Here is a 26,157-nt window from a genome sequence, read left to right as displayed (position 1 = left end):
GGCCCCCGACAGGCAGCTGGGCGTCGCTCGTAGACTCGTGGCGCGACCGGCGGCGGTCGTGTGGCGGCGAAGGAGGCGGCATGCGAGCGGTGCTCGGTCTGGACATCGGGACGTCGAGCACGAAGGCGTTGCTGGCCCGGTTCGACGGCACCGTGCTCGCCGAGGTGAGCCGTCGCCACGAGGTCGACCGGCCCGAGCAGGGTCTGGTCGAGATGGACTCCGGCGTGTGGTGGGAGGAGTTCACCGCCCTCACCCGCTCCCTGCTCGACCGCGTGCCCGACGTCGAGGTGCAGGCGGTCGGCGTGAGCGGCATCGGACCGTGCGCGCTGCTGACCGACGTCGACGGTGCGCCGCTCGGTCCGGCGATCCTGTACGGCATCGACACCCGCACGGCGACGCTGCTCGACGACGTCACGGCGGAGCTCGGCGGCGAGGGCGCGATCCGTGCCCGCTGCGGCTCTGCGCTGAGCACGCAGGCCGCCGGCGTGAAGCTCGCCTGGCTCGCCCGGCACGAACCCGACGTCTGGGCGCGGGCTGCCCGGTTCACGATGCCGTCGTCCCGCGTGGTCGAGCGGCTGACGGGCGAGTACGTCCTCGACCACCACTCGGCCAGCCAGACGACACCCCTCTACGACGTGCACGCGAACCGGTGGATCCCGGAGTGGTGCGACCGACTGGCGCCCGGTCTCGCCATGCCGCGCCTGCTGTGGTCGGGCGACCAGGCGGGCGTCGTGACGCCCGAGGCGGCCGCGGCCACGGGCCTCCCGGCCGGCATCCCCGTGACGGCCGGGACCATCGATGCCTGGGCCGAGGGCGTGAGCGTCGGTGAGTCCGTGCCGGGTCGGATGTTCCTGCAGTACGGCACCACGATGTTCATGATCGTGCCGACGGCCGAGCCGACGGCGGTGCCGGGCATGTGGACGACCGTCGGCACGCACCCGGGCCAGCCGAGCGTGTCCGGGGGGATGGCGACCTCCGGGGCGATCACGGACTGGTTGCGACGGCTGGTCGACGGCGAGTGGTCGACCATGCTCGAGGAAGCGCGGTGCTCCGGCATCGGGGCGAACGGGCTGCTGATGCTGCCGTACTTCGCGGGGGAGCGGACGCCGATCGCCGACCCCGACGCCCGCGGAGTGCTCGCGGGGCTGACGGTCCGGCACACGCGCGGAGACATCTACCGGGCGACGCTCGAGGCGACGGCGTACGCGGTGCGGCACCACCTCGAGGCGCTGCGCGACGCCGGGGTCGAGGTCCGCGAACTCGTCGGGGCCGGCGGCGGGCTGCTCGGACGGCTGTGGCCCACGATCGTGTCGGACGTCACCGGGCTGCGGCAGACGGTGCCGAGCGTGACGATCGGTGCGTGCTTCGGCTCGGCGTACCTGGCTGCCGAGCTGGTCGCGGGGTCGGGCGACACCGTGGACATCGGTGCGTGGAACCCGCCGGCGACGGTGATCGAGCCTGACCCTGCGGCGACCGCGGCGTACGAGGCCGGCTACCGGGACTACCGCGAGCTGTACGAGGCGACGAAGGCCGTCGTGCACCGCTTGGCCGCGCGCGGCTGAGCGGCGCGGATGGCTCGCAGGACACCGGTGTTCGCGTGCCGAACACCCGAACGGGCGTGTTCAGCGCGCGAACACCGGTGTCGTGCGGAACCCTGCCTACGCCTGGGCGTCGACCCCGGCCGGTGCGCTGCCGTCGTACTCGCAGATCGCCTGCACCTTCTCGGCGCTGGCGCTGGATCGGTCGAACTCGTAGCCGAGCCACTCCTTCGCCAGCCGACGGGCGAGCTCGATGCCGACGACGCGCTGCCCCATGCAGAGCACCTGGGCGTCGTTCGACAGGATCGACCGTTCCACGCTGTAGGAGTCGTGCGCGGTGACGGCACGGATCCCCGGCACCTTGTTGGCGCTGATCGCCACACCGAGGCCGGTGCCGCAGATCAGGATCGCCCGGTCGGCTTCGCCGTTCGCCACCAGGCGCGCAGCGTCCACGGCGACGTGGGGGTAGGCGGTGTGGCCGTCCGCGTCGACGCCGACGTCGGTGACGTCCGACACCCGGTCGTCGGCGAGCAAGTCGGCCTTGATGATCTCCTTGTAGTCGAACCCGGCGTCGTCGGACCCGATCACGAGACGGTACGTCATGCGTGTGTTCCTTCCTTGTCAGCACGGGCGGCGAGGACCTCGCCGATCCGCGTGAGGATCATCCCCATCGAGGTGGCACCCGCGTCGGGTGTCCCCAGGCTCTTCTCGGCCAGCGGCCTGGCCCGTCCGACCTTCGGCGTGAGGTCCGCGGTGGCCTCGGCCTGCTCGACCGCGACCCCCGCCGCGGTCTCCCACGCTGCCACGAGCGGTACGCCGGTGTCGACGGCCCCGCGCAGTTCGTCCACGAACGGCAGCAGGGCGTCGAGCAGCGTCTTGTCCCCGCGGGACGCCCCGCCCAGGTGGACGATCGAGTCGGCGAAGGCCTGCGCCGCGTCGACGACGTCGGACGCCTGGTACGACTCGCGGTCGTCGCCGAGGGAACGGCCGAACGCCTCGAGTGCGGCGCCCCACAGGACACCGGAGGTGCCGCCCGCGAACGCGGCCCATGCGTCACCCGCGCGTCCGAGGACGAAGGCGACCCCGGCCTCCGGGCCGAGCCCGTCGACCGCCCTGCGCGCCGCACCGATCCCCTTGACCATGCCGCGGCCGTGGTCGCCGTCCCCGGCGACCGCGTCGATGCGGCCGAGCGTCTCCTCGTGCTCGCGCAGGAGCGCGTCCATCGTCTCGACGGCGGCTCGCGCCGTCTGCGCGGCCTGCCGGGAGGCATCGGTCGCCTCCGGCACGACCGTCGCCTCGTCCTCGGCGGCGTCCACCGCGTCGGCCGGCACGAGCGCCGCGACCGGCGCCGCCACCTTGCGGTACGCGGGCGTGTACGCGTCGGCGCGCCAGAGCCGTTCGAGTTCGTCGTCGAGCCACTGCAGCGTCAGCGAGCAGCCGCCCATGTCGAGGCTCGTGACGAGTTCGCCGACCTCCGGTTCGACGACCTCGAGCCCCGCGTCCTGCAGCAGGGGCAGCACCCGGCCCCAGAGCAGGAAGAGTTCCTCGTACTTGGTGTCACCCAGCCCGTTGAGGATCGGGGCGACCCGGGTGCCGGCCGTCGCGGGGCGGTCGGTGAGCAGTCGTTCGGCGAGCAGGGACGCCAGGTCCGTCGCACGGAGCAGCGGGACGTCCTGGATGCCCGGCTCGCCGTGGATGCCGAGCCCCAGGCCGAGGTGGCCGTCGGGGACGGTGAACAGTGGCTCGGTCGCGCCGGGCATGGTGCAGCCCGAGAACGCGACGCCGATGGTGCGGGTCGCGGCGTTCGACGCCCGGCCGATCCGTTCGACCTCGTCGAGGTCGGCTCCCTCGGCAGCGGCGGCGCCCATCGCCTTGAAGACGGAGAAGTCGCCGGCGATGCCGCGCCGCTTCGTCTCGTCGTCGGCACTGGCGACGTCGTCGGTGACCACGACGATGCGGGTGTCGATGCCCTCGGCACGCAGCCGCTCGGCCGCGAGCCCGAAGTTCATGGTGTCGCCGGCGTAGTTGCCGAACGACAGCACGACACCGCGGCCCTGGTCGGCGGCCTTGGCGACCGAGTAGACCTGCGCGGTCGACGGCGAGGTGAAGACGTTGCCGACGACGGCGCCGGTGGCGAAGCCCGGGCCGACGACGCCGCAGAACGCGGGGTAGTGGCCGGAGCCGCCCCCGACGACGACGGCGACCTGCGGGGCGGCCCCCTCGGTGGGCAGGGTGACGACGCCGCCGTGGACGCCGCGGACCCGGTCGGCGTAGAGCGCGAGCCAGCCGCTCAGCTGGTCTTCGGCGAACTCGTCCGGGTCGTCGTGGATCGTGGTCATGGTGCGGGTCCTCCGGGGATGGTGGTGGGTGGTGCACCGGGCGACGACGGGACGACCGGCGTCGCCCGGAACTCAGTGTCCTCGGTCGCCCTGCGGGACCTTGAGGAAGTGGATCATCACGAACGCGCAGGCGTACAGGCCGACGAACGTCCACGTGGCGGCCTGGCCGCCGCCGCCGAGGGCGAAGACCGCGGCGACGACGCCGGTGCCGAGGAACGCGGCACCGCCGGCGGCCGTGGTGTACATCGCCATCGCGGCGCCCTTGTGCTCGGGTGCGAGCGCCGGCATGATCGCGCCCATCGGCACGAACCCGGCGAGCAGGCAGCCGAACACGCAGCCGGCGACGACGGAGAGCACGTAGCCCCAGTCCGACCCGGCGGGGACGAGCTGCGGCACGTACCACCAGGCGATGAGCCCGAGGGCGGAGCCGACGATGCCGAACCACTTGACGGTGCGCTGCCAGCCGATCTTGTCACCCACCCAGCCGAACAGGGCGTTGACCAGGATGTTCGTCGCGTAGACGCAGACGGTCATGAGCAGCCAGCGGCTCTGGCCCCAGCCGCGCTCGTTCGCGATGACCGCGGGGAGCACGACGAACATGCCGAACTCCGGCGCGGTGTTGATCAGGCGGACGAGGAAGCCCATCAGGATCTTCGGTCGCGTGACCGTCAGGCGGATGCCGCTCGTCAGCACCTGCCAGGCGCTCTCGCCGGCGGGGGCGATGCGCGTGAACCCGTTCGGCAGCCGGACGCCGAACAGCATGATGAGGAACCCGATCACGACCAGGCCGATCGAGGCGACCATCGCGCCGGTCTCACCGACCGTGCCGCCGCCGAACACCGGGATGGCGCCGATCGCGAACAGCGAGCCAAGGGTCGGCAGGCCACCCGTGAAGGCGACGTAGAACCAGCCGACCGCGGAGCCGTTCCGTTCGACGGGGGTGGTGATGTTCACCCAGACCAGGAACGCGAAGGCGAACAGCGGGTAGCCGAACCCACGCAACGCGTAGGTGACGGCGGCGAACGGGACACTGCCGGCGCCGAGTGCCAGCAGGAACAGGACCTCGAACACGACCCAGACGGCGAAGCCGAGGATCATCACCCGGCGAGGCCCGACCAGGTCCGACAGGGCACCCGAGATGTAGCTGCCGATCAGTGCGGCCAAGCTGTAGAACGTGACGATCGTCGCCACGGTGGCCTCGGGGCTGCCGAGGACCGCCACCATGTGCGGCGTGATGAAGTTCGACTCGACGCCGTTCCCGGTCATGAAGACCAGGACGGCGACGAACCCGAGGGCGAGCGGACGGGGGATGCCCATCCGGTCCAGGCGGCCCTCGGTGCGGGGCGCGGTCGTGCGGGCGCCTGTGGCGCGGGCTGTCGTCGTTGACATGCTCGTTCTCTCCCTGCTGGCGGAGTCGGTCAGGCCTGCGCGGCCTGCGTGGCCTGCGCGGCCTGTGCGGCCGTGGTGGGGGCGGTCAGGGACGGGATGATCGACACCTTGACGCTGGCACCGGCGGAGTCGCCGACCAGGTCGAGGGCCTCCTGGAACTGCTCGAGCGGGAACTGGTGCGTGCAGATCTCCGACATCGGCAGGGTCTCGGCCTCGAGCAGCTTGATCGCCGCCGGCCAGGTGTGCGGGCCGAGGTGGGCGCCGCGCACGTCGAGTTCCTTGTCGTCCGAGATGATCGACCAGTCCACGGACACGTCGTCCTTGAACACCGAGTACTCGACGAAGGTCCCGAGCTTGCGGAGCAGGTTCAGTCCCTGCGGCACCGCGGACGGGTGCCCGGTCGCCTCGATGTAGACGTCGGCGCCGTAGCCGTCGGTGAGCTCCTTGACCCGGGCGACCGCGTCCTCCTGGGCGATGTTGATCGTGAGGTCGGCGCCGACCTTGCGGGCCAGCTCGAGCTTCGCCTCGACCACGTCGAGCGCGATGATCCGCAGCGGGTTCTTCTGCCGCGCACCGGCGATGGCGGAGAGGCCGATCGGGCCGGCACCGGCGATCACCACGGTGTCGCCGAACTTGATGTCCCCGCGCTCGACGGCGTGGAACGCGCAGGACAGCGGCTCGGAGAACGCGGCGACCTGGCCGGGCAGCGCCTTCGACACCGGATGGGTCAGCGCCTTCGCCGGCACGAGCACGTACTCGGCCATCGCGCCGTCGTAGCCCTTGAAGCCGAACATGTCGTGCACGTTGCACATCCAGTACGCGCCCTCGAGGCAGTAGCGGCACTCCCAGCACGGCACGATCTGCTCGCAGGCGATCCGGTCACCGAGGGCGACACCGCGCTTGGCCAGGGCGGTGTCGTCACCGGCGACGATCGTGCCGACGAACTCGTGTCCGGGGATGCGGTCCCGCTCGGCCCAGGCCGCACGGTTCTCGTCGCCCCAGAACTTCGCGGCGCCGTGGTAGCACTTCAGGTCGCTCGCGCAGATGCCGACGGCGTCGGTGCGGAGCAGGAGTTCCCCGGAGCCGGGCGTCGGGACGGGACGCTCCTCGAGCCGGTAGTCACCGGGGCCGTGGACGACGACGGCGCGCATCGTCGTGGGGATCGTGGTGGGGGCGGTCGTGGCCGCGTTCTCGGTCGTCGTCGACATGAGCTGTTCCTCCGTTGGGTGGCTTCGGCGATGACTGTACACCTTCCAGAACGTTTGTCCAGAACACAATTTCTGGTAGGTTCGGCACCGAACGCAAGGGAGCGAACATGACGACGGACTTCGCCGCGGCCCTCCGACCGGGCCCCGACACGATCGACCTGACCAACGACTTCAGCGGCCGTACGGCGGTGGTGACCGGCGGGGCGTCGGGCATCGGCAACGCCATCGCCCGGGCCCTGGCTGCACGGGGTGCCCGTGTCGCCGTCGTCGACGTCCGTGCGGACGGCGCCATGACGGCGGCGGCGGGGCTGCCCACGTCCGCGGCGCCCGTGACGGCCGGGGCGGACGCCGCCACCGACGGGGCGGGCGCGGCCACGGGCCTCCACGCCGGGTTCGCCTGCGACGTGACCGATGCCGACTCCGTGACCCGCACCGTGGCGGACGTCGTCCGGCACTTCGGCGGCGTCGACGTGCTGGTGAACTGCGCCGGCATCGCCGCGCTCGCCCCGGCCGAGGACCTGGCAGCCGACACCTGGGCGGCGACCATCGACGTCAACCTGACCGGCACGTTCCGCGTGGCGCAGGCCGTCGGCCGACACATGCTCGACGCCGGGTACGGGCGGATCGTGAACATCGCGTCGCAGGCGGCCCACGTCGGCATCGACGGGCACGCCGCCTACTGCGCGTCGAAGGCCGGCGTCATCGGCCTGACGACGGTGCTCGCGCTCGAGTGGGGTGGCCGCGGCGTCACCGTGAACACCGTGTCGCCGACCGTCGTCCTCACCGACCTCGGCCGTGCTGCCTGGGCGAACGAGAACGGCATCCGGCACCAGGACGAGATCCCCACCGGCCGCTTCGCGACCCCCGGCGAGATCGCCGCGGCCGTGCTGTTCCTGGCGGGGGAGTCGAGCGCCATGGTGAACGGTGCGGACCTCCGTGTGGACGGCGGGTTCACGATCCGCTGAGCCCCGCTCGGACTACGATCGCGGTGTCCGATCGAGTCGAAGGGTCCTGCTCCATGTCGTCCGAGAGCACCGCTGGCCCCGGCCCCGCCCCCGACGCGTCGCGCACCCGGTTCCCGCTGGACACCGTCTACCAGGCGGCGCGGATGTACTACCTCGAGGACGCCACCCAGGTCGAGATCGCCTCGCGCCTCGGTGTCTCGCGGCCGACCGTCTCGCGGCTCGTGGCCGAGGCCCGCAAGGCCGGACTCGTCCGCATCGAGGTCGTGGACCCGTTCCAGGACGAGACCGTGGCGCTCGCCGAACGGCTGCAGGTCGTGCTCGGGCTCCGCGCGGTGCACCTCGCCGCGGTCACGCACGCCGCCACGCTCGGCGCCGACCTCGCCGCGCCGCTGGCCGCCGCGGTCGAGGGCATGGGGCTCGTCCCCGGTGACGCCGTCCTGATGTCGTCCGGTCGCACTGTGTACGACGTCGCACGATCGGGCATGCCGACCATGCCCGGCGTGCAGCTCGTGCCGACCGTGGGCGGGCAGGCCGACCCGATGCCGTGGTTCCAGACGAACGAGATCACCCGGACGGCCGCGGAGCACTCCGGTGCGATCCCGGCGTTCCTGTTCGCCCAGGCGCTGCCGTCCCCGGCGATGCGGTCCACCCTCGACGAGGACCCGGCGTTCCAGCACGTCGTCGGGCTCTGGAGCCGGGCGAAGGGCGCGATCCTCGGCATCGGTGCACCGACCCACACGCGCGACGCCTTGGCCCGGGGCATCCCGGTCGAGGACGCCGCGTTCGACCGGGCGGCCGGCGACGTCTGCCTGAACTTCTACGCCGCGGACGGCTCGCCGATCGAGTTCCCCGGCAGCGACCGGATGGTGCGGACCTCGCGCGAGATCCTGTCGACCGTGCCGCACGCCGTCGGGGTCGCCGTGGGCAGCGCCAAGGTCACGAGCATCGTGGCCGCGGTGCGGGGCGGGCTGGTCAACGAGCTGGTGACGGACGCCGCGACGGCGCGCGCCGTGCTCGACGCACTCGCCTGAGCGCTCCGGCTCGGTGCCCGATCCTTCCCATCACGCGCGCGATGGATGGTGCTTTCGGGCATACCTGGTCGTTTCTTCCCGGTAGGTACGCCCGGATCCGGCAGGTACGCCCGATTCCGGCAGGTACGCCCGGTTTCGGTAGGTACGCCCGGTTTCGGTAGGTACGCCCGAGTCCGGTAGGTACGCCCGGTTTCGGGGGTGACCGCAGGCGGCCTGGAGGCGCGGGGCGGGGCCGCACCGCGCCTCCCGGCCGGTGGTCCCCCGTCTAGAGCGTGCGCCGCACGTCCCACAGGTGGTGCACCGGGTCGTGCGCGTAGTAGGTGGCGAGCGTCGCGACGGTGAAGGCGCTGCCGTCGGACCGGAGCCCGGTGCGCTCGAGCACCTCGTCGGGCACCGCCGCGAAGGCCCGGGCCGCGCGGTCCGCCGACTCCCGCAGTTCCCGAGCGACGACCGCGGGGTCCTGCTCGCCGTAGCGGTCCTCGACAGCGGTGGCGTCCTGGTCCCAGTTCGGGAACGTCGGGGCGTCCTCGGTGAGCATCAGCTCGAGGCGCTCCGCCATCTTCCGGTGCACGTCCCGCACGTGCGCGCCGTACTCGAGCGGTGACCAGGTGTGGTCGTCCGGGCGGTCACGGACGTCGTCGCGCGTGAGGACCTCGGGCCAGCCCGCGGTGTTGTCGTCGATGATGCCCGGCACGTCGCGGATCGTCACGGCGCTGCCGTCGTAGCCGCACTCGGGACACGCGGACTCGATGACCCACGTCCAGTTCTTCGTCTCGGGTTCGATCGCCATGGGCCGATGTTACGGCCTCGTTACTCAGCTTCCGGGTTCGCCGGACTGGTGCGGATCGGCGGCGACCCCCGTTCGGGTGACACGCCGTTCCCTGAGAATCACCGGCCAATGACATTTCGGTTGCTCGGTAACGTCGCTCGCTGTTCTGGGCCGGTTCCCGACGGCCCACCGATCTTCTCGAGGAGCAAGGCATGGGTTCCGACCCCAGCAGTACCAACACCCGACCACGCCGACGGCTGCGCGAGAGCGACGTCACCGTGGTCGACAAGAGCATGATGCGACGAGCCGTCAGCGGCATGGTCGTCGGCAACACCATGGAGTGGTACGACGTCGGTGTGTACGGCTACCTGGCCGTGACGATGGGAAAGGTCTTCCTGCCGACGGCCGAACCCTCGGTGCAGATCCTGTTCAGCCTCGGGGTGTTCGCGGCGACCTACATCGCGCGGCCGCTCGGTGGCATCGTGTTCGGACGCCTCGGCGACAAGATCGGCCGGCAGAAGGTGCTCGCGACGACGCTGATCATGATGGCGGCGTCGACGTTCCTGATCGGGGCGCTCCCCGCGTACGCGACGATCGGCGTGTTCGGCCCGATCCTGCTCGTCGTGCTGAAGCTCGCGCAGGGCTTCTCGACCGGTGGCGAGTACGCCGGGGCGACGACCTTCGTCACCGAGTACGCCCCGGACCGCCGTCGCGGCTTCTTCGCGAGCATCCTGGACTTCGGCAGCTACCTGGGCTTCGCGCTCGGTGCAACCGTCGTGTCGGTGCTGCAGATCGCCCTGGGCGACGAGGCGATGACCGCCTACGGCTGGCGCTTCCCGTTCCTGGCGGCCGGTGTGATCGGTGTCGTGGCCATCTACTTCCGGCTGCGGATCGAGGAGTCGCCGGTGTTCCAGGCGACCCAGGCCGCGCAGGAGGCCGCGAGCGAGTCCCGTGCGTCCTTCGACGGTGAGCGTCCGGCCAACGTCGTCGCGATGGTCCGCCAGCACTGGCGCCCGATCGTCATCGCGATCATGCTCGTCGCCGCGTCGAACACCGTCGGCTACGCCCTGACCTCGTACATGCCGACGTACCTGACCGACTCGCTCGGGTACTCCGCCATCGACGGCACGCTGCTGACGATCCCCGTGCTCCTGCTGCTCGCGGTGATGCTCCCGTTGACCGGCAAGCTCTCCGACCGCCTCGGCCGTCGCGTCGTGATGTGGATCGGTGCGGCCACCACCGTCGTGCTCGTCGTGCCGGCGTTCATGCTGATCGGGCACGGGGCGCAGTGGTCGACGCTCGCCGGCCTCGGGCTGCTCGCGCTGATGACCGCGCTGTGGGTGTCGAACCAGGCCGCGTCGCTGCCGGCGCTGTTCCCGACCTCGACGCGGTACGGCGGCATGGGTTTCGCCTACAACATCGCGATCGCGGTGTTCGGTGGGACCACGCCCCTGATCGTCCAGGCGCTGCTCACCGCGACGGGTGACGAGCTCGCGCCGGCGTACTTCCTGATGGCGATGAGCGTCGTCGGAGCGATCGGTGTCTTCTGCATGAAGGAGTCCTCGCAGCGCCCGCTGCCCGGGTCGATGCCGGCCGTGGAGACCGAGGACGAGGCGAAGGAGCTCGTGCTCACGCAGGACACGAACCCGCACCTGGACCTCGGTGACCTGCCGTTCGCGGCGCAGGACGCGGCGGCTGCCGCTGCGCGGGAGGCTGCTGCGCGCGAGGCGTCGCCGGTGCGGTGACGCTGCGGTTCTCGACGTGACCACGGACGGGAGGCGCGGTGCGGGTCCGACCCGCACCGCGCCTCCCGTCCGTGCGTGCGCACACTGCGACGATCCACGCGACGATCGACGCGCGTTCTGTCGCAACATGCGCACGGAGCGGATGCGTGCGCATGAGACGACGATGCACGCGTCGATCGACGCGCGTTCTGTCGCAAGACGAGTGCGCAGCCTCCCGCGCCGCGCCGCCCACCCCCTCACTCGTGCCGGTGCTCCGACGCCGGGTCCACCGCGGGCCACACCGGGAACGGGTCCGGCCAGCCGCGCCACACGTCCGGCCCGGCGAGCAGCTCCGACGGCGTGAGCAGCGCCCCGTCGAGCGCCCGCTCGATCGCCCGGACGTCGAGCTGCTCGCCGACGAACCACAGCGCCTGCCCGATCGGGGCGTCGGCGTCCCACGACGGGTTCGCGGTGGGGTCGAGCGCGAGCATCGACCCGAAGCTCGACCACGAACCGACGTGGTCCGGCCGGGACGCCAGGCGGAAGAACCCCCGCGACCGCAGCACGCGGCCGTTCACGCCGGCGGACAGGTCGTCGGCGATGACGGTCGAGAGTCGCCCGGGGTGGAACGGCAGCGGCTCCCGGTAGCGCATCGAGACCAGGGCGTCGCGGGCCTCGCGCCCGGTGTCCGCGCCGCTCGACAGGGCCCGCATCCAGCCGGCGCCGGTGGCGAGCACCCGCGCTGCTCCACCGTTCGAGGCCGGAAGGTCGGCGGCGCTCCGGATCGCGGGGAGGGCGACGATCACGGCCTGGGGTGCCATCCGGTGCAGCAGTGACACGAGTGCACGACGTCGACGCCCGGACAGCGGTTCGATGCGGTCGAGGGCGATCACCGTCGCGTACTCGACGAGTGCGGCCATCCGGTCAGCGGCCACGAACGCGTCGTCGACGTCCGACCACAGCAGGTGCGCGACGTCGTCGGCCCGCAGCACCCCGACGACGTGCCGCAGCACCCGGTCGTCGCCGGTCTCGGACCGTGCCGCGTTGGCGAGCAGCATGCCGACCGCTCGGGCATCGGCCCCCGGGTGCAGGGTGACGACGAGCCCGTGGCCCGCATCGGGCCCGCAGACCCGGTCGAGCTGGTCGGCGCGGTCGGCCACGGCACGGGCGGTGGCGAAGGCACTCCCGGCGACGTGCATCCGGTGTCCGTCCGAGATCCGGGCGGCGACGCGGTCGGCGTCGACCTGGTGCAGGGCGGTGACGAGGGTGATGGCAGCAGCACGCATGTCCGCTACTGTAACTGAAAACCGTTATCAACAAGGAGGCTCGTCGTGAAGGTCCGCAACTCCCTCAAGGCACTCAAGAAGATCCCCGGCTCGCAGGTGGTCCGACGCCGGGGCCGCGTCTACGTCATCAACAAGAAGAACCCCCGCTGGAATACCCGGCAGGGCTGACGTCAGCGGCGGTCCGTAGGGTGGCGGCATGCGACTGCTGCTCATCCGCCACGGCCAGACCCCCGCGAACGTGCACGGCATCCTCGATGCCGTGGTGCCCGGACCCGGGCTGACCGAGCTCGGGCAGCAGCAGGCCGACGCCCTGCCCGCAGCGCTCGCCGACCGGGGCATCGAGCGACTGTTCGTGTCGTCGATGGTTCGCACGCAGATCACCGCGGCGCCCCTCGCGACCTCGCTCGGCCTCGAGCCCGTCGTGCTGCCGGGACTGCGTGAGATCGAGGCGGGCGACACCCAGGGCAAGAGCGACAAGGTGTCCGTGCAGACCTACATCTCCACCGTGCACGGCTGGTCCGGCGGCGACCGGACGACCCGGATGCCCGGTGCCGAGAGCGGCACCGAGTTCTTCGAGCGCTACGACGACGCCGTCCGGCAGATCGAGGCCACCGGGGTCGCGGTCGCCGCCGCCGTCAGCCACGGTGCCGCGATCCGCACGTGGGCGAGCGCGGCTGCGCAGAACACCCCGGACCACTTCGGCACGAAGCGCCACCTGGAGAACACCGGCATCGTCGAGCTCGAGGGCTCGTTCGCCGACGGCTGGCGCCTGGTCGACTGGGAAGGCGAGCCGGTCGGCGGCGACCAGCTCATCGACCGCACGGCGCTCGACCCCACCGGCGAGCGTTTCTGACGCGACCAGCGGGTCGCCGACGCGACCAGCGGGTCGCGAACGCGACCACGAACAGACGGGAGGCCCGGTACCAGCTGGTACCGGGCCTCCCGTCCGTTGTCAGTCGCGTCGACTACGCGAGCTGCGACGCCGATGCGGACGTCAGCGGCACGATCACGCCGTGCGACTCACGCAGCACGTCGAGCGTGCGCTGGACCTCGTCCGCGCGCTCCTCGGTCGTCCAGCCGAGCGCCTCGGCGAGCACGTCGGCCAGCTCGTCGAGCAGGTCGATCGTGACCCCGCCGACGAACGCCAGGTTCGTGCGGCGCAGGACGACGTCCACCAGGTGGACGGCCTGCTCGTGGCGGGCGAAGTACGCGACCTCGGCGCGGGTGAGCGACGGGTCGGACTCGAGCGGCTCGACCGGGCCGTCGGTCAGGACGTCCACGACCTCGGCGGCACGGGTGCCGTAGCGCTCGAGCAGCCCCTCGACCAAGGACTCGTCCAGGCCGTCGCGGTGCGACTTGATCCACAGGGCGCGCTGGGCGTCGGTGGTCGGGAACTCCTTGCCACCGCCGATCGGCATGCCCGTGGTGTCGACCTTGCGGCTCATGCCGAGATTGGTCGTCGCCTCGGTGGACAGGTGTGCAGCGAGGGCGCGGAAGGTCGTCCACTTGCCGCCGACGAGCGACAGCACGGTCGACTTCGGCAGCCCGGCGATCTGGGTGTCCACGATCCGGTAGTCGCGGGACACGAAGCCGGGGGCGGTGTCCTCGTGGCGGGGGAGCGGGCGGATGCCGGAGTAGCTGTAGACGATGTGGTCGCGGGTGACGTCGATCTGCGGGAACACGTGCTTGACGAGCCCGAAGAAGTAGTCGATCTCCTCGTCGGTCGTCGTGACCGGCTTCGAGGGGTCGGCGTCGATGTCGGTCGTGCCGATGAGCACCCGGCCCTTGAGCGGGTAGATGAGGACGATGCGGCCGTCGTCGTTCTCGAAGAACAGCTCGCGGCCCTTGGTGGCCTCGAGCAGCTCGTCGTTGTGGACGACGATGTGCGAGCCCTTCGTGCCGCCCATGAACTTCGTCTCGCCGCCGAACGCCTCGTTCGTCAGGTCGGTCCAGGGGCCGGAGGCGTTGATCACGACGTCGGCCGTGAAGACGAACTCGTCGCCGGTCTCGCGGTCACGCAGCAGGACGCCGCCGTCGCGGGTGCCGGCTGCCTCGACGTAGTTGACGGCGCGTGCCTTGTCGGCTCCGGCAGCCAGGCCGTCCTTCAGGACGTCGAGGGCCAGGCGCTCGGGCTCGTGCACGCTCGCGTCGTAGTACGTGCCCGTGTACTTCAGGTCCTTGTTGAGGGCGGGCATGTCCTCGAGCGCGGCCTTCTTGGTGCGGAAGACGTGCTTCGGGACGGAGCCGCCGTCACGCGAGAAGGAGTCGTAGATCGTCATGCCGATCTTGATGAGCATCGCGCCGCGCTCCTTGGTGGAGCGCTGCTTGTGGGTCAGCATGCGCAGCGGGGCGTTCATGATGCCGGAGAACGTCGAGAAGATCGGCATGGTCGTCTGCAGCGGCTTGACGTAGTGCGGGGCGATGCGGATCAGGCCGTTGCGCTCCTGCACGCTCTCGCGCACCAGGCGGAACTCGCCGTTCTCCAGGTAGCGGATGCCGCCGTGGATCATGTGGCTCGAGGCCGCGGAGGCGCCGGAGGCGTAGTCGCCACGCTCGACCAGGGCGACGTCGACGCCCTGGAGCGCCAGGTCGCGGAACGTCGCGATGCCGTTGATGCCGCCGCCGACGACGAGGACCTGCGCGTTCGGGCGCTCGGTGAGGGCGGTCACCGTGTTCCGGGGCTGTGTCTTCTTCGACATGGTTCGTCGCTTCCTTCGTCTGTTCGTGGGGTCAGGATCGATCGTGCGCTCGTTCGACAGGGCGGGCAACTCGCGTGCACGAACGTGCAGCACACGTGTCGTCCAGGCCCGATACGGCGGTCAGGAGGCGCGGCAGGGGTTGCAGAGGCCCTGCACGTCCGTGCATGGTTGCGTTCGACAGATCGGAGCACCATGAGCGATGCGGCTCAGCCCATGCGCACGCAGCAGGCGCTGCGCGCCGCCCACCTGTACTACCTGCAGGACCTGACGATGGACGCGATCGCCGACGAACTCGGCACGTCGCGCTCGTCGGTGTCGCGGCTGCTGAAGTACGCCAGGGACACCGGGCTCGTCGACATCCAGATCCGTTCGCCCCTCGACCAGGCCGCTGCGCTGAGCCGGAGCATCCGCTCCCGCTTCGGGGTGCACGCGCACGTCGTCCCGGTGCCGGACCACACGAGCGACGTCGACCGGCTCGAGCGGGTGGCCCTGTCCGCCGCCCGGATCCTGACGCAGTACGTCGAGTCGAACATGGTGATCGGGATCTCGTGGGGCTCGACCGTGAGCGCGGTCAGCCGCTACCTGGTGCCGAAGACCACCCACGGCTCGACGATCGTGCAGATCAACGGCGCCGCGAACACCCGCACCACCGGCATCGTCTACGCGTCCGAGATCCTCCGCCGGTTCGGCGAGGCCTACGGGGCGTTCGTGCAGCAGTTCCCGGTGCCGGCGTTCTTCGACGACCCCGCGACGAAGGAGGCGCTGTTCCGGGAGCGTTCGATCCGACGTGTGCTCGACCTGCACGAGCGGATGGACCTCGTCGTGTTCGGTGTCGGTGCCCCGCAGGCCCCGGTGCCCTCGCACGTGTACTCCGGCGGGTACCTCGACCCCGAGGACCGTGACGAGCTCACGCAGGCCGGGGTCGTCGGTGACGTCTCGACGGTGTTCTACCGGGCCGACGGCTCGTGGAAGGACATCGGGGTGAACGCCCGGGCCGGCGCTCCGGACCTCGACACGATCAAGCGCGCGCCGCGGCGGGTCTGCGTCGTCGCCGGGCGGTCGAAGGCGGCTTCGTTGCGCGGTGCACTGGCCGCCGGGCTCATCACGGACCTGATCCTGGACGAGAGCGTGGGGCAGGCGATCCTGCAGCCCTGAGTCGGGATCTGACGCAGTTTGTCGGTGGTCCGTCCTAGGTTCTGGTGCATGGTGCTTTCTCTCGAACAGCCCGGTCAGCGGTACTTCCGGCGGATGGTCGGCAGCGACGTCGACCAGGCGCTCGCGTTCTTCACGGGCGACTACGACTTCCGTGCGCCACTGGTCCGTCGCACCCACGAGAACGCCCACTGGGACTTCGCCGGCGTCGGTGACGAGCGGATGTCCCTGCGCTCGTCACGGTTCATGGTCGACCTGCGGAGCGAGAGCCAGGTCGACGACGAGTTCCTGGTCGCGTGGCTGCGCAGCGGTTCGAGCCGGATCACCACGGGCGGCGAGACGTTCGAGCTCGAGGCCGGGGTGCCGGTCGTGCTGCCCTTCGCCGAGCCGTACGCGCTGCACCACCACGACATCGCCCTGAACCTGGTGCAGCTCGACCGCGACTTCGTCCGTGCCGTCGCCGGTGACGACGACTTCGCCTTCGAACCGATGCGCCGCCCGACCGCCGACGGCATCGCGCTGTGGCGGTCGGTGGTGCGGAAGTACTCGGCCGTCTGGCTCGACGTCGACCGGTCGATGAGTCCGATGGTGCAGTACGACATCGCCGAGGCGTTCGCGACCGCGGCGATCCGGGCGTTCCCGCAGCGCAACAAGTGGCGGGCGACGGTGTCCGGCAGCGGCCCGGAGCACGACCGCCTGCGCCGAGCGCTCGAGTTCGTGCACGAGCACGCGCGCGAAGCGATCGGCACGCCGGACATCGCGGCGGCGGCGGGGCTCAGCCCGCGCGGGCTGCAGCAGTCCCTCCGTCGGCACCTCGACCAGACGCCGGGGGAGCTCCTGCGCGGCGTCCGACTCGACGGTGCCCGGACCGACCTGGTCGGCGGTGCGCTGGACGAGACGACGGTGGCCGAGATCGCGCGGACCTGGGGCTTCGGGCACCTCGGACGCTTCTCGGCGACCTACCGCAGCCGTTTCGGGGAGCTGCCGAGCGAGTCGCTGCGCGGGCACTGACTCACTGCTGCTGCGAACCGCTCCGCCGAATCTCGTGACACGGATCGCGCTGCGGCTGTCCGGATGTTCGGCTCAGCGCTGCTGTGGGCGAATCCGGTGCTCAATGGACGGGACGAACGCACCGCCCACGAAGGAGTCAGCATGCGCATCGGCGTCCCCACCGAGATCAAGAACAACGAGTACCGCGTCGCGGCCACGCCCGCCGGTGTCGCCGAGCTCGGGTCGCACGGCCACCAGGTGCTGGTGCAGGCCGGTGCCGGGTCCGGTTCGGCCTTCACCGACGACGAGTACCGCACCGCCGGCGCCACGATCGTCGACACCGCGGCCGAGGTGTGGGAGCGCGCCGAGCTGATCCTCAAGGTGAAGGAACCGGTCGCGTCGGAGTACCCGATGATCCGGCCGGGCCAGGTGCTCTTCACGTACCTGCACCTCGCCGCCGACCGGCCGCTGACCGATGCCCTCATCGACTCGGGCGCGACGGCGATCGCCTACGAGACCGTGCAGCTGCCGGACCGCTCGCTGCCCCTGCTGTCGCCGATGTCCGAGGTCGCCGGGCGACTGTCCGCCCAGGTCGGCGCCTTCCACCTGATGCGCACGAACGGCGGGCGCGGGCTGCTGCTCGGCGGGGTCCCCGGCACGCCGAAGGGCCGCGTGGTCGTCATCGGCGGCGGCGTCGCGGGGGAGCACGCCGCGACGATGGCGCTCGGCATGGGTGCCGACGTCACCGTGTTCGACATCAGCCTGCCGCGCCTCCGGGCACTCGACGCCCGGTTCGACGGCCGCGTCACGACCCTGCGCTCGTCGGCGCACGCCATCGCCGAGGCCCTGCGCGACGCTGACCTGGTGATCGGCTCCGTGCTCATCCCCGGGGCGTCCGCGCCGAAGCTCGTCACCGACGCGATGGTCGCCGACATGCGGCCGGGCTCGGTGCTGGTCGACATCGCGATCGACCAGGGCGGCTGCTTCGAGGGCTCCCACCCGACCACCCACGACGACCCCACCTTCGCCGTGCACGACACCGTGTACTACTGCGTGGCGAACATGCCCGGTGCCGTCCCGCGCACGAGCACGATCTCGCTGACGAACGCCACGCTGCCGTACGCCGTCGCGATCGCCGACCGTGGCTGGGAAGCCGCGCTCGAGGCCGACGCCGCACTCGCCGCCGGCCTGAACGTGCACGACGGCCGGGTCACGAACGCCGCGGTCGCCGCCGCGCACGGCCTGGTCGCGTCCGCGCGCTGATTCTTCGCGCTGAGCGACCCCTCACGGGCCAGCGGCCGCGTGAGGTGTCGCTCAGCACGAAACGACGCGCAGGTAGCCGCGCGTCAGGCCGCGACCGGGGCCGCCGCCCGACCGGCACGGCCGCCGACCCAGCCGGCGCGGGCACGCACCACCACGGTCACGACGACCACGGCCGCCGCAGCCACCACGGCCGCGACCGCCGTCGGCACGGAGACGAGCGGCCCCTCGAACCGGGCCACGGCGACCCACGCCAGACCCCACGCGACCGAAGCCATCGGCGCCAGGCGTCCCCGGCCCCACAGGGCGATGAGGACCCCGACGAGCCCGGCCACCGCGGCGACGACCACACCCCACGGGTCCTGCCCGAGTCCGAAGCCCCGGAAGCCCGCCGCCGTCAGCACCGCAGCGGTGTTCGCAGCCGTCGCGACGCAGACCCACCCGAGGTACAGCCCGAACGTGCCGTCGGTCAGGATCGCCTCGACGACGCCGCGGGACGGGGTCCGGCGCAGGATCGTGAACGTCCAGATCAGCACCACGAGCAGGGCGACGATGATCGGCTCGCTCGCCCACAGGAACCCGAACTGCACCGACAGGATCCACGCGGCGTTGAGCAGCAGGGAGAGCACCGCCGGCACCACCAGCCGCTCGTGCCGCTCGTCGTTCGCGGTGCGGAAGAGCTGCAGCACGGCGTAGCCGATGAGCCCGGCGTAGACGACACTCCAGATCGAGAAGGCCGGGCCGTCCGGGGCGATCGCGGTCGAGGACGCCGACAGGGCGCCACCGGCGGCGTCCTGGATGGGCGTGCCGCCGGCAGCGCCCGACCCCACGTACGCGCCGATGACTGCGACGACCGCGCTCACGGCCACCGCGATGCGCTTCCAGATCCTCTTCATGACAGTCCCTTTCGTCAGCATGCTGATGACCTGCACGCTAGGCGGCCGGTGGCGGCGGTCGTGCAGCGCACGTTCAGGCAGGACGCGGGGCGTGTGGCGGGGCCGCCACGGGCCTCCAGGCCGGAGACCGGCCACCCTGCGTACGGTGGGCGCGTGAGCGTCGAACTGAACACCGTCTACATCGACCGGATCGCACCGATCGCGAGTCCGTCCCTCGACGACACCTTCCGGATGCTCGACGAGCAGGGTGCCAGCGCGTGCATCGTCCTGCACCAGCCCGACGCCGAGGAACTCGGCGACGTCGCGGTCGCCCTCGGTCTGCACGAACTCGCCGTCGAGGACTCCGCCGAGGGGCACCAGCGACCGAAGCTCGAGCGCTACGGCTCGACGCTGTTCGTGGTGCTCAAGCCCGCGCTGTACAACGACCAGCAGGAAGAGGTGGCGTTCGGCGAGGTGCACGCCTTCGTCGGTGAGACCTTCTTCCTCGCCGTCGTGAAGGCCGACCCCCGTGGCAAGCAGACCGTTCCCAAGGCGCTGCAGCGGTTGAGCGGCAAGCCGGGGCTGGTGACCGTCGGCCCGCAGGCGCAGCTCTGGGCGCTCATGGACTCCATTGTCGACGGCTACGTGCCGGTGATCGACGGACTCGAGGAGGACATCAACCAGATCGAGGACCAGCTGTTCTCGGGCGAGGCCGGGGTGTCCCGGCGCGTGTACGAGCTGTTCGGCGAGGTCGTCGACTTCCAGCGAGCGGCGCGTCCCCTGGTCTACATGATCGAGAACCTGCACCGCGGCGCCGAGAAGTACCACCTGCCGATCGAGATGCAGCGGCGGTTCCGTGACGTCCTCGACCACGCGATCCGGGTGGTGGAACGCCTCGACACGTTCCGGCAGCTGTTGCAGAACGCCCTGACCGTCGACTCGACCCTGGCGGCGCAGAAGCAGAACGACGACACGAAGAAGATCTCCGGCTGGGCGGCGATCCTGTTCGCGCCGACGCTCATCGCCGCGATCTACGGGATGAACTTCTCGCACATGCCCGAACTCGGCTGGACGTGGGGGTACCCGCTGTCGATCGTCGCGATGGTCCTGTTCGCCGCGATCCTGTACGTGGTGTTCAAGGTCAAGCGCTGGTTCTGAGCCGCAACCGGAGCCGCGCCGCAGCAGGATTTGCAGCGGACGGCCCCGGACCGGAAAGCTCTGACGTGCAACGACGCCGACTGGAGCCCGCATGCCGCACGAACTCGTCCACCTGACCGCCGGTGGCGTCTCGCTCGTCCTGGACTGCCGCGACGACGCGCTCCCCGCCGTCGTGCACTGGGGAGCGGCACTCGGACCGCTCGACACCGACGCGCTGACGGCCCTCGCCGACGCCGACGTCACCCCGGTGTCCCCGAACGAGATGGACGACCCGGTCCGCCTGTCGGTGCTGCCCGAGCCGCACCGGGGCTGGAGCGGTCGTCCGGGGCTCGCCGGGCACCGTGACGGCGCCGACTGGTCGCCCGCGTTCACGGTGACGTCGCTCGCGGTCACCGACACCACGGTCACCGCCGACGCCGAGGACACCACCGCCGGACTCACCGTCCGGGTGACCATCGAGATGCTCGGCTCCGGGCTCGTGCGGGCCCGCGCGAGCGTGACGAACACCGCCGACGGCGTCTACACCGTTGACGACCTGACGCTCGCGATGCCGATCCCGTCCGGGGCCCGCGAGATCCTGGACTTCGCCGGCCGCTGGGGCAAGGAGCGGACCCCGCAGCGCCGCGAACTCGTCGTGGGAACCCACCAGCGCGAGGGACGGAAGGGTCGTACCGGCACCGACGCCGCGACCGTGCTGACGGTGGGGGAGCCGGGCTTCGGCTTCGCCCACGGCCGGGTCTGGGGCGTCCACACCGCCTGGAGCGGCAACCACCGGCACCACGCCGAACGGCTCGCCACCGGCCGCCAGGTCATCGGGGGCGGCGAACTCCTGCTGCCCGGCGAGGTCCGGCTCGGCACCGGCGCCACGTACGAGGGGCCGTGGGTGTACTTCGCCCACGGGGACGGCCTCGACGACCAGGCCCGACGGTTCCACCGCTGGCTCCGCAGCCGCCCGCAGCACCCGACGACGCCCCGCCCGATGACGATCAACGTGTGGGAGGCCGTGTACTTCGACCACGACCTGGCCCGGCTCGTCGACCTCGCCGAGCGTGCTGCGGCCCTCGGCGTCGAACGCTACGTGCTCGACGACGGCTGGTTCCGTGGCCGCCGCGACGACCACGCCGGCCTCGGTGACTGGTACGTCGACGAGGACGTCTGGCCAGACGGCCTCGGACCGCTGGTCGACCGCGTCCGTGCGCTCGGCATGGAGTTCGGCCTGTGGTTCGAACCCGAGATGGTGAACGAGGACAGCGACCTCGCCCGCGCCCACCCGGAGTGGATCCTGCAGGCCGACGGTCGGCTGCCCGCCCGGTCCCGCGACCAGCAGGTGCTCAACCTGGCGATCCCCGAGGCCTTCGACCACGTGCTCGAACGGATGACGGCGATCATCGGCGAGTACGCGGTGGATGCCGTGAAGTGGGACCACAACCGCGACCTCGTCGAGGCGGGGTTCCCGGGCGGAGGCGCAGCGGTCCACGAGCAGACCCTCGCCGCGTACCGGTTGATGGCGACGCTCGGCGAGCGGTTCCCGTCCCTGGAGATCGAGTCGTGCTCGTCGGGTGGCGGTCGGGTCGACCTCGGCGTCATCGAGCACACCGCGCGGGTGTGGGTGTCCGACGACATCGACCCGCTGGAGCGCCAGCAGATGCACCGGTGGACGCAGCAGCTCCTGCCGCCGGAGCTGCTCGGGTCGCACATCGCGAGCGGCCGGAACCACACGACCGGTCGCGTCCACGACCTCGCCTTCCGTGCCGGCACGGCGCTGGTCGGGCACCTCGGTATCGAGTGGGACCTGGCCGGCGCGACCGCCGACGAGTCCGCCGCGCTGACCGAGTGGATCGCGCTGTACCGGGAGCTCCGCCCGCTCCTGCACGCCGGCGACCTGGTGCGCTCCGACGAGGTCGACGATGCACGGCTCGTGTACGGCACGGTCGCGCCGGACCGGCAGCGGGCCGTCTTCTTCCTCGCCAGCATCGGCCGCTCCGAGGTCTCCGGCACCGGCCGGGTCACCTTCCGCGACCTCGACCCCGACACCTCGTACCGCGTCGACCCGGTGGTCATCGGCGACGGCCACGACCTGGTGCGACCGGACTGGTGGTCCGGCCCGCGGGTGTTCAGCGGCCGGGTGCTCGGCACCGTCGGCCTGCAGCCGCCGCTCATGCCGGCCGACTGCGTGGTGCCGTTCCGGGTGACGGCCGTCTGACGGCGGGTGGTCGGGGCTCCCGGCCTGGAGGCCCGTCCCGCGTCCGGCAGGCCCGTCGCGGTCCGTCATCGGGTGCGTCCAGCCCGTTAGGCTTCCGGTCATGCCGCACTCCGGACACGCGACCCCGGTCTGGGCCCTCAAGCTCGCCGTCGTCACCGCCCTGGTGGGCGTCTCCGGCGGCATCGCCGGCATCGCGGTCTGGCTCGCGCTCCAGCTCATCCAGTTCGTCGCCTTCGGGTACGGGTTCGGCGGGCACCTCGAGGCCGCCGACGCATCGTCGGGCCTGAACCGGTTCCTCGCGCTCACCGCGGCCGGCGTCCTGACCGGGTTCGCCTGGTGGGCGCTCCGTCGGTGGGGGCGCTCGATCGTCTCGGTCACCGCGGCCGTCGACGGCAAGCGGATGCCGGCCCTGGCGACGCTCGCGAACGCCGGCATCCAGATCCTGGCCGTGGGGCTCGGCGCGTCCATCGGCAAAGAGGTGGCGCCGCGCGAGGTCGGGGCCTGGCTCGCCCAGCTCGTCACCCGTCGTGCGGGACTGACCGCGCGCGAGACGAAGATCCTCGTCGCCTGCGGTGCTGCGGCCGGCCTCGCCGCCGTGTACGACGTACCCCTCGGCGGTGCGCTCTTCGCGGTCGAGGTCCTGCTCGGCGAGATCAGCTTCGCGACCGCGCTGCCCGCCTTCGCCACGAGTGCCGTCGCCGCCATCACCGCCCGGCTCGTGATCCCGGACGAGGTGCTCTACCACGTGCCCGCGATGCACCTGTCGCCGTCGCTGCTCGTCTGGGCGGTCGTCGTCGGGCCCGTCCTGGGGCTCGCCGGGGTCGGGTTCGTCAAGCTGACCAACCGGCTGCAGGGCATCGCGCCGAAGGGCTGGCACCTGCTCGTCGTGCTGCCGGTGGTCTTCGCGATGGTGGGGCTCATCGCGATCCCGTTCCCCGAGATCCTCGGGAACGGTCGGGCGCTCGGCCTCGTCGCGATGAACACCACGCTCGACGACGCCTCGTTCGCCGGCCTCTCGCCGATCGTCCTGCTGCTGCTGCTCGGTGTCCTGCGGACCGTGACCACCTCGGCCACCATCGGGGCCGGTGCGGTCGGTGGCACGCTGACTCCGTCGATCGCGATCGGTTCGGCGATCGGCGGTGGCTTGGGCGGTGCGTGGCTGCTGCTGTGGCCGGCCGACGGTCCGAGTCTGGCGGCCTTCGCCTTCGTCGGTGCGGCGGCCTTCCTCGCCACCACCATGCGGGCGCCGTTCACCGCCCTCGTGCTCGTCGTCGAGTTCACCCAGCAGGGCACCGACATCCTCGTGCCCTCGTTGCTCGCGGTGTCCGGCGCGGTCGCCGTCGGGTACGTGCTCGCGCGCCGTCGCAGCGCCCAGATGGTGTGAAGACCCCGAGCGTTCCGGTACGGACGGCTGCCCTGCGGCCTACTGTCGGCGCCAGGACGGAGCGACGGGCTCCGCACCGAGACGAGGAGCAGCCGATGGCGGGGTTCGACGACATCACGAAGAAGGCCCAGGAGTTCCTGAAGGACGGCAAGGTCCAGGACGCCCTGCAGAGCGAGAAGGCCGAGGACGTCAGCGACAAGGTGCTCGGCGGCGTGGCCGACGCGGTCAAGAAGGCCACGGGCGGCAAGTACGACAACAAGATCGACGGGGCCCGCGACGCTGCGGACAAGAAGATCGGCAACGAGTAGCGGACGACGTGCGACGGCCCAGGACCCGGCGTGGTCCTGGGCCGTCGCCGTGCCGACTGGACGTGGTCGGGAACAACGGACACCATGGACGGGTTGCTCCGGACAGCAGCACCAGGAGGACGAGACGTGACAGTCGTGGCGCCGAACCAGCCGCTCACCGAGACCGAGGTCGAGGCGATCAAGCGGGACTTCCCGATCCTCGAGCAGGACGTGAACGGGCAGCCGTTGGCGTACCTGGACTCCGGGGCGACGGCTGAACGCCCGCGCCAGGTCCTCGACGCCGAGCGCCGGTTCCTCGAGCACGACAACGCCGCCGTCCACCGCGGGGCCCACACGCTCGCGGCCCTCAGCACCGACGCCTACGAGGACGCCCGCGCCACCGTCGCCGGCTTCATCGGTGCCGCCGCCCCGACCGAGGTCGTGTGGACCGCGAACGCCACCGACGCCCTCAACCTCGTCGCCTACGGCATGGCCAACGCCAGCCACGGCCGCGGCGGTGTCGACGCGGAGCGCTTCCGCCTGGGCGCCGGTGACGAGATCCTCGTGACCGAGGCCGAACACCACGCCAACCTCGTGCCGTGGCAGGAGCTCGCCGCACTGACCGGTGCGACCCTGCGCTGGATCCCGGTCGCCGACGACGGCACCTGGACCGCCGACGACGCCGCGGCGCTGATCACCGACCGCACGAAGGTCGTCGCGTTCTCGCACGTCTCGAACGTCACCGGGATGATCGCGCCCGTCGAACAGGTCGTCGGGCTCGCCCACGCCCGCGGTGCCCTCGTGGTGCTCGACGCCTGCCAGTCCGCGCCGCACCGTCCCCTCGACGTGCAGCAGCTCGGGGTCGACTTCGCCGCGTTCTCCGGGCACAAGATGCTCGGCCCGAACGGCATCGGCGTGCTCTGGGGTCGTGCGGAGTTGCTCGACGCCCTGCCGCCGTTCCGCACCGGCGGCTCGATGATCACCACCGTGACGATGGAGGGCTCCGAGTTCATGCCGGCGCCCGAGCGGTTCGAGGCCGGCACGCAGCCCGTGTCCCAGGCGGTCGCCCTCGCCGAGGCCGTCCGCTACCTGCAGGGCATCGGCATGGAACGCGTCCGCGCCCACGAGGAGCACCTCGCCCGCCGGATGCTCGACGGTCTCGCCGCCGTGCCCGGCATCCGCCTGGTCGGCCCGCCCGCCGGTGTCCCGCGCTCCGGCCTGGTGTCCTTCGACGTCGACGGCGTGCACGCCCACGACGTCTCGCAGTACCTCGACGCGCAGGGCATCGCGGTGCGCTCCGGCCACCACTGCGCCCAGCCCCTGCACCGCCGGCTCGGCCTCGTCGCCACGAGCCGTGCCAGCACGTACGTGTACACGACCGAGCACGACGTCGACCGGTTCCTCGCAGCCGTCGCCGAGATCCGCGACTACTTCGGAGCCACCGCGTGAACGCCCTCGACAGCCTGTACCAGCAGGTCATCCTCGACCACGCGAAGGCGCGGCACGGCGACGGTGCGATGCCCGACGCGGATGCCTCGCACTTCGAGCGGAACCCCACGTGCGGCGACGAGATCACGGTCAGCCTGCGGCTCGAACCCGGCACCGACCGCATCGCCGGGCTCGCTTGGCAGGGTGACGGCTGCTCGATCTCGATGGCCTCGGCATCGGTCCTCACCGACATGGCCGTCGGCCGCACGGTGCCCGAGTTCCTCGCACTGACCGAGGAGTTCCGCACCATGATGCGCTCGCGCGGTGTCGGTGAGCCCGACGAGGACGTCCTCGAGGACCTCGTCGCCTTCCACGGCGTCTCGAAGTTCGTCATGCGCGTCAAGTGCGGCATGCTCGCCTGGGTCGCGGCGGAAGCAGCCGCGCGCGAGGCGACCGCGGCCCGCTGAACCGG

General features: G+C 71.6%; 23 protein-coding genes. 15 read left to right on the top strand and 8 right to left on the bottom strand.

Annotated features, from left to right (window positions below):
• Positions 1-80 precede the first annotated feature (80 nt).
• Positions 81-1,562: an FGGY-family carbohydrate kinase gene (locus DEI96_RS13345; protein WP_111022131.1), complete on the top strand. Its 1,482-nt coding sequence runs from the start codon at positions 81-83 to the stop codon at positions 1,560-1,562.
• Positions 1,563-1,658: 96 nt separating this feature from the next.
• Here the strand turns inward: DEI96_RS13345 and DEI96_RS13340 are convergent, their stop codons facing one another.
• The 4 genes from DEI96_RS13340 to DEI96_RS13325 all read right to left on the bottom strand — a co-directional run bounded on the left by DEI96_RS13340 (position 1,659) and on the right by DEI96_RS13325 (position 6,474).
• The gene (locus tag DEI96_RS13340) at positions 1,659-2,141 is read right to left on the bottom strand and encodes a ribose-5-phosphate isomerase (protein WP_111022132.1); all 483 of its coding nucleotides are present in this window, start codon (positions 2,139-2,141) and stop codon (positions 1,659-1,661) included.
• Positions 2,138-3,877, bottom strand: coding sequence for a dihydroxyacetone kinase family protein (locus tag DEI96_RS13335; RefSeq protein WP_111022133.1), 1,740 nt, complete (start codon positions 3,875-3,877; stop codon positions 2,138-2,140). Before DEI96_RS13335 ends, DEI96_RS13340 begins: the two co-directional genes overlap by 4 nt.
• Before the next feature lie 72 nt (positions 3,878-3,949).
• The gene (locus DEI96_RS13330) at positions 3,950-5,266 is read right to left on the bottom strand and encodes an MFS transporter (protein WP_209049827.1); all 1,317 of its coding nucleotides are present in this window, start codon (positions 5,264-5,266) and stop codon (positions 3,950-3,952) included.
• 29 nt (positions 5,267-5,295) lie between these two features.
• The gene (locus DEI96_RS13325) at positions 5,296-6,474 is read right to left on the bottom strand and encodes a zinc-binding dehydrogenase (protein WP_111022135.1); all 1,179 of its coding nucleotides are present in this window, start codon (positions 6,472-6,474) and stop codon (positions 5,296-5,298) included.
• A gap of 107 nt (positions 6,475-6,581) precedes the next feature.
• Between DEI96_RS13325 and DEI96_RS13320 the strand changes: the two genes are divergently transcribed.
• Together DEI96_RS13320 and DEI96_RS13315 are read left to right on the top strand one after the other, a co-directional pair.
• On the top strand, positions 6,582-7,439 hold the full coding sequence (locus DEI96_RS13320; protein WP_111022136.1) for a GolD/DthD family dehydrogenase: 858 nt from the start codon (positions 6,582-6,584) through the stop codon (positions 7,437-7,439).
• A 53-nt stretch (positions 7,440-7,492) separates the two neighbouring features.
• Positions 7,493-8,470, top strand: a complete 978-nt coding sequence (locus tag DEI96_RS13315) for a sugar-binding transcriptional regulator (RefSeq protein ID WP_111022137.1) — start codon at positions 7,493-7,495, stop codon at positions 8,468-8,470.
• 265 nt (positions 8,471-8,735) lie between these two features.
• Here DEI96_RS13315 and DEI96_RS13310 read toward each other — a convergent pair whose 3' ends face one another.
• Entirely contained in the window at positions 8,736-9,260 is a 525-nt protein-coding gene (locus DEI96_RS13310; protein ID WP_111022138.1) for a DinB family protein, read from the bottom strand.
• 191 nt (positions 9,261-9,451) lie between these two features.
• Between DEI96_RS13310 and DEI96_RS13305 the strand changes: the two genes are divergently transcribed.
• Positions 9,452-10,984, top strand: a complete 1,533-nt coding sequence (locus DEI96_RS13305) for an MFS transporter (RefSeq protein WP_111022139.1) — start codon at positions 9,452-9,454, stop codon at positions 10,982-10,984.
• 236 nt (positions 10,985-11,220) lie between these two features.
• Here DEI96_RS13305 and DEI96_RS13300 read toward each other — a convergent pair whose 3' ends face one another.
• Positions 11,221-12,249, bottom strand: a complete 1,029-nt coding sequence (locus tag DEI96_RS13300; RefSeq protein WP_111022140.1) for a GTP-binding protein — start codon at positions 12,247-12,249, stop codon at positions 11,221-11,223.
• Positions 12,250-12,294: 45 nt separating this feature from the next.
• Here DEI96_RS13300 and ykgO point away from each other — a divergent pair, with 45 nt between their 5' ends.
• Positions 12,295-12,417 (top strand): type B 50S ribosomal protein L36, encoded by a 123-nt coding sequence (gene ykgO, locus DEI96_RS13295; RefSeq protein WP_017888460.1) that lies wholly within the window; start codon positions 12,295-12,297, stop codon positions 12,415-12,417.
• 28 nt (positions 12,418-12,445) lie between these two features.
• Positions 12,446-13,102 (top strand): histidine phosphatase family protein, encoded by a 657-nt coding sequence (locus tag DEI96_RS13290; RefSeq protein WP_111022141.1) that lies wholly within the window; start codon positions 12,446-12,448, stop codon positions 13,100-13,102.
• A gap of 112 nt (positions 13,103-13,214) precedes the next feature.
• Here the strand turns inward: DEI96_RS13290 and DEI96_RS13285 are convergent, their stop codons facing one another.
• Positions 13,215-14,948, bottom strand: a complete 1,734-nt coding sequence (locus tag DEI96_RS13285; RefSeq protein WP_111022142.1) for a glycerol-3-phosphate dehydrogenase/oxidase — start codon at positions 14,946-14,948, stop codon at positions 13,215-13,217.
• A 192-nt stretch (positions 14,949-15,140) separates the two neighbouring features.
• On the opposite strand from DEI96_RS13285, the gene DEI96_RS13280 reads away from it, so the two are divergent.
• From DEI96_RS13280 to ald, 3 genes are all read left to right on the top strand, one after another.
• Positions 15,141-16,103, top strand: a complete 963-nt coding sequence (locus DEI96_RS13280; RefSeq protein ID WP_027466231.1) for a sugar-binding transcriptional regulator — start codon at positions 15,141-15,143, stop codon at positions 16,101-16,103.
• Between the two features lie 48 nt (positions 16,104-16,151).
• Entirely contained in the window at positions 16,152-17,111 is a 960-nt protein-coding gene (locus tag DEI96_RS13275; RefSeq protein ID WP_111022143.1) for an AraC family transcriptional regulator, read from the top strand.
• Positions 17,112-17,252: 141 nt separating this feature from the next.
• The gene (gene ald, locus DEI96_RS13270; RefSeq protein ID WP_111022144.1) at positions 17,253-18,353 is read left to right on the top strand and encodes an alanine dehydrogenase; all 1,101 of its coding nucleotides are present in this window, start codon (positions 17,253-17,255) and stop codon (positions 18,351-18,353) included.
• 83 nt (positions 18,354-18,436) lie between these two features.
• Here the strand turns inward: ald and DEI96_RS13265 are convergent, their stop codons facing one another.
• Positions 18,437-19,246, bottom strand: coding sequence for a TspO-related membrane protein (locus DEI96_RS13265; protein ID WP_027466234.1), 810 nt, complete (start codon positions 19,244-19,246; stop codon positions 18,437-18,439).
• 153 nt (positions 19,247-19,399) lie between these two features.
• Here DEI96_RS13265 and DEI96_RS13260 point away from each other — a divergent pair, with 153 nt between their 5' ends.
• The 6 genes from DEI96_RS13260 to sufU all read left to right on the top strand — a co-directional run bounded on the left by DEI96_RS13260 (position 19,400) and on the right by sufU (position 26,152).
• On the top strand, positions 19,400-20,383 hold the full coding sequence (locus DEI96_RS13260; protein WP_111022145.1) for a magnesium and cobalt transport protein CorA: 984 nt from the start codon (positions 19,400-19,402) through the stop codon (positions 20,381-20,383).
• A 91-nt stretch (positions 20,384-20,474) separates the two neighbouring features.
• Complete coding sequence (locus DEI96_RS13255) at positions 20,475-22,586, top strand: alpha-galactosidase (RefSeq protein ID WP_111022146.1); 2,112 nt, start codon at positions 20,475-20,477, stop codon at positions 22,584-22,586.
• A gap of 100 nt (positions 22,587-22,686) precedes the next feature.
• On the top strand, positions 22,687-23,970 hold the full coding sequence (locus DEI96_RS13250) for a chloride channel protein (protein WP_111022147.1): 1,284 nt from the start codon (positions 22,687-22,689) through the stop codon (positions 23,968-23,970).
• Positions 23,971-24,065: 95 nt separating this feature from the next.
• Entirely contained in the window at positions 24,066-24,278 is a 213-nt protein-coding gene (locus DEI96_RS13245) for an antitoxin (RefSeq protein WP_111022148.1), read from the top strand.
• A 135-nt stretch (positions 24,279-24,413) separates the two neighbouring features.
• Complete coding sequence (locus tag DEI96_RS13240) at positions 24,414-25,706, top strand: aminotransferase class V-fold PLP-dependent enzyme (RefSeq protein ID WP_111022149.1); 1,293 nt, start codon at positions 24,414-24,416, stop codon at positions 25,704-25,706.
• On the top strand, positions 25,703-26,152 hold the full coding sequence (gene sufU / locus DEI96_RS13235; RefSeq protein ID WP_111022150.1) for a Fe-S cluster assembly sulfur transfer protein SufU: 450 nt from the start codon (positions 25,703-25,705) through the stop codon (positions 26,150-26,152). The genes DEI96_RS13240 and sufU overlap by 4 nt, the downstream gene beginning before the upstream one ends.
• The last annotated feature ends 5 nt before the right edge of the window (positions 26,153-26,157 follow it).

This window comes from Curtobacterium sp. MCLR17_031, from assembly GCF_003234775.2.
In the GTDB taxonomy this organism is placed as follows: Bacteria; Actinomycetota; Actinomycetes; order Actinomycetales; family Microbacteriaceae; genus Curtobacterium; species Curtobacterium flaccumfaciens.
The sequence above is the reverse complement of the archived record's forward strand: the minus strand, read 5'-3'. Positions and strand labels throughout refer to the sequence as shown.